Raw genomic sequence first — 3,576 nt, 5'->3', positions numbered from 1 at the left:
ACCTTTTAAAGTGTTTCCCTCCATAAGGTATATCCTTCCGAGGAGATAGTAAGGGAGAGGGGTATCGGGATTAAGCTTTATGTAATCAAGTAGGATTTTTTTTGCCTTTCTTTTGTCTTTTCCCTTCAGGTATTCATCTATTAAAAATAAAAGTATTCGGGAGTCGTAAGGAAAAGAATTGTAAGCTTCCTCTATAACTTTCAGGGCTTCTCTGTCCTTTCCGAGAATTTTATATACGTTGTAAAGGTATAGGTATGCGTCCTCTTCGTTGGGAAAGTGTTTCAAAAATTCCCTTGCCAGTTTTTCCGCTGCTTCGTAATTCTTTTCCTTTATGAGTATCCTTATTAAGTCCTTGTAAAGCTCTGGAGAGTTGAACTCCTCAAGGGCTCTGTAGCAGTATTTCTCTGCTTCCTTGGGACTATCAAGGAGGTAAGAACACATAAGGGCATCGTAGTAAGGATTAGAGAAACCAAAGCTAAGTGCCGAGAGGAGAATTACCAGCTTATTCATTGGACTTTATATATTAAAACAGGTTTGTTCAGTTTTCCGAGGAGTTTTGTTGCGGTATTTCCGAGAATAATTCTCTTCAGTCCGGAAAGCCCCTTAGAGCCTATGATTAAAAGCTCAACCTCCTCGTTTCCGTTTACGTAATTGGCTATCTCCTCTACGGGGTTCTTACCTTTCGTGTAAATAACCTCCGCTTTCAGTCCTTCCTTCTCAAACCTATCTTTAAGCTCCGTGAGGAGCTTCTTTTTTTCCTCCCTGAACTTCTCTTCAAACTTTTTCTTTAAGGTTTCAACAACGGGTAGATGAATGGGTTCTTCAACGTGGATTATCTTCACCCTAACACCGAAAGGCTTTAGGAATTTAAGGGAAAAATCAACCGCCTTTTGACTCGTTTCTGAAAAATCGTAAGCTATCACAACTGTTCTGTTAAACTCAACCTCACCCCCCTTGATTACAAAGTCACTAACCTTTCCGTGTTTCACAACTTTTTCCGTCGTAGAACCTATGAGTATCTTCTCTACGAGACTTTTTTTATGACCTCCCAGGAACACCAGGTCCGGTTTTATACTATCTTCATACTCAAGTATCGTATCCGCAGGGTCTCCGACCTCAACGTGGGTGTTTACGTTTTCCCTCCCGAGAAAATCCTTAAGAGCCTCAAGCTTTTCCATTGCATCCTTTTTCTTTTCCTCCTCTACCTTCTCAAGGGTCTCTATATCTATCACGCTTACTCCCATAGTCTCGGGGTAGGGTAGGTAAACGATAGGGGGAATCACGTGAAGAAGGTGCACCTCTGAGCTTACTCTTTCCATTATCCTCTTTACCGTTCGTATTAATGGGTTCGTTATATCCGAGAAGTCAACGGGAACGAGAAATCTCATTTAAGTATATGTTAATAGATTATGGATAAACTTAGCTTACTTTTCTTGAGCGGCGTTATCTCCTGTTCCGGCGCTTACAAAGAAGTTGTTATAGAAAAACCTTCCCCTTGTTATTTTGTGAAGGGTATAAAAAGAAAGGGAGCCATGGTGTTAGTTTACCTTGAAAGGGAAAGAGGAAAGCTATGCACTCAGGTTATAGCTAAGGATAGGGTGAGGGTGGAGAGGGACGTTGAAAAAATACGTGTAATCGTTGATAATAAAGTTTGGAAAGAGTATAAGGAGGAGAAAAGATGAACATAGAGTATAGGGGTGTTGATGTCCATATCAGTGATGCTATGAAAGCCATTATTGAGAGTAAACTAAATCGCTTTAAGAGGTATCTGAAGGAGGTGGGCGAGGACGAGGTTGAGGCTGTAGTTGCAATATCCTCAACGAGGGCAAGACAAAAGGATTTTGCAGGAGACAGCATCCCGACCTTTTACAGGGTTGATATGCACCTTTATCTGAAGAACCTTCCCCACGGAGCTATACACGCTTGGGAGGAAGATACGGACGTATTTACCGCAATAGATAAGGCTCTTGACGAGCTTGAGAAACAACTCGTAAAGTTGAAACAGAGAAGACATGAATGGATAAGGGAAGCGAGAAAGTTCAAAGAACAGCTCCACGAAGCGGTAACCGTTTCGGAAGAGAGAGAAAGACCCGAAATAGTTGAAGAGGAACTCGTTGTTGATAAACCTATGAGCGTTGAGGATGCAAAGGCGGAACTTGAAGAACAGCATGCATACTTTATTCCCTTCGTGGACATAGCAGACGGACAGTTAAAGATACTATACAGGAAAAGGGGCGGAAATTACGGTCTTATATCAACGGGATGTAGGTATCTATGAAGGAGATAAAGTTTCTGCATTTTAGGAAGCCTGCTTATCTCGTTTCCACCCTGATTATACTTATCAGTCTTATTTCCCTCGGTTTTAGGGGTTTGAACCTGGGTCTTGACTTTACGGGAGGAACCCTTTACGAGGTGAGGTTTGAGAAAAAGGTTGAAATTTCCGAGCTCAGGAAGTTCTTAAAAGAAAAGGGTTTAAAGGGCTTTCTCCTTCAGGAAACAAAGGAGGGAAACTTCATAATAAAGGTAAAGGGCAGGGAGGAACTTGAAAAACTTCTTTCCGAGTTCGGGAAATACGAACTAATAAGGAAGGAAAGAATAAGCGGTGTTGTGAGTGAAGAGCTGAGGAGGAAGGCTATATTTGCCATACTTACAGCGTTGGTAGGAATTCTCATATACCTCGGTCTCAGATTTCAACCTATATGGGGACTGGGGGCGATACTTGCCCTTGCCCATGACGTTATAGCGGTTGTCGGTGCCTACTCAATAACTCAGAGGGAGGTTAACCTTGAGGTTGTATCCGCCATTCTCATAGTCGCAGGGTATTCCGTTGCGGACACCGTTGTGATATTTGACAGAATTAGGGAAAACCTGAGAAAAAGGAAGGGTTTCACCCTTGAAGAGTTGATGAACCTCTCGGTGAACCAGACCCTATCAAGAACGGTAATGACCTCGTTAACAACACTCGTAACTGCACTGGCATTATTCCTTTTGGGAGGTCATGCCTTATCCAACATAATGTTTGCCTTCGTAGTGGGCGTAATTGTTGGAACTTATTCCTCCGTGTTTGTAGCTTCTTCCTTTGTGCTTGATATAACAAGGCTACTAAAGAGAGAGGTTCAGACTGCCTGATGGAGGAAGCTCTAATATACGTTTCACTGTTCGTTTTCGGATTAATACTCGGAAGTTTTTACAACGTCCTCATTTACAGGCTTCCGAGAAATATCTCCATCGTTTACCCCCCTTCCCACTGTCCCCATTGCAAGCAGAGGATAAAATGGTATGACAACCTTCCCCTCCTTTCCTTTTTCCTGCTAAAGGGAAGGTGTAGATACTGCGGAGAGAAGATATCCATAAAATACCCCCTGATTGAGTTCACTTCCGGAATTCTTTCGGTTTTATCATACTACAAGTGGGGACTTACTCCTGAGGGAGTTTTTTACTACTTCTTTTTTTCCGCACTTCTTGTCATATCTTTGATAGACTGGTTTCACTTCATAATTCCACCCCAGATAAGCATAGGCGGAACGGTAATATCCTTCATTTTTTCCTTTTTCAGAAAAGATATAACACCTATTG

At 42.1% G+C, this 3,576-nt stretch carries 6 protein-coding genes; 4 read left to right on the top strand and 2 right to left on the bottom strand.

Annotated elements, in window-relative coordinates:
- Both ACWB1W_RS05435 and ACWB1W_RS05430 read right to left on the bottom strand, forming a co-directional pair.
- On the bottom strand, nt 1-510 hold a 510-nt coding region (locus ACWB1W_RS05435; protein ID WP_479370372.1), incomplete at its 3' end, for a tetratricopeptide repeat protein.
- Complete coding sequence (locus ACWB1W_RS05430; RefSeq protein ID WP_479370371.1) at nt 507-1,388, bottom strand: universal stress protein; 882 nt, start codon at nt 1,386-1,388, stop codon at nt 507-509. The genes ACWB1W_RS05430 and ACWB1W_RS05435, both read right to left, overlap by 4 nt.
- Nucleotides 1,389-1,409: 21 nt before the next feature.
- Between ACWB1W_RS05430 and ACWB1W_RS05425 the strand changes: the two genes are divergently transcribed.
- From ACWB1W_RS05425 to ACWB1W_RS05410, 4 genes are all read left to right on the top strand, one after another.
- Nucleotides 1,410-1,682: a hypothetical protein gene (locus tag ACWB1W_RS05425; protein WP_479370370.1), complete on the top strand. Its 273-nt coding sequence runs from the start codon at nt 1,410-1,412 to the stop codon at nt 1,680-1,682.
- Entirely contained in the window at nt 1,679-2,278 is a 600-nt protein-coding gene (gene hpf / locus ACWB1W_RS05420; protein WP_479370369.1) for a ribosome hibernation-promoting factor, HPF/YfiA family, read from the top strand. The genes ACWB1W_RS05425 and hpf overlap by 4 nt, the downstream gene beginning before the upstream one ends.
- A complete protein-coding gene (gene secF, locus ACWB1W_RS05415; protein WP_479370368.1) occupies nt 2,275-3,129 on the top strand; it encodes a protein translocase subunit SecF in 855 nt (284 codons plus the stop codon). The genes hpf and secF overlap by 4 nt, the downstream gene beginning before the upstream one ends.
- Nucleotides 3,129-3,576 (top strand): prepilin peptidase (locus ACWB1W_RS05410; protein WP_479370367.1); only part of this gene is annotated, 448 nt, incomplete at its 3' end. The genes secF and ACWB1W_RS05410, both read left to right, overlap by 1 nt.

Source organism: Aquifex sp., assembly GCF_056494385.1.
Note: the sequence above shows the minus strand (reverse complement) of the source record. Positions and strands in the feature narration are given on the sequence as shown.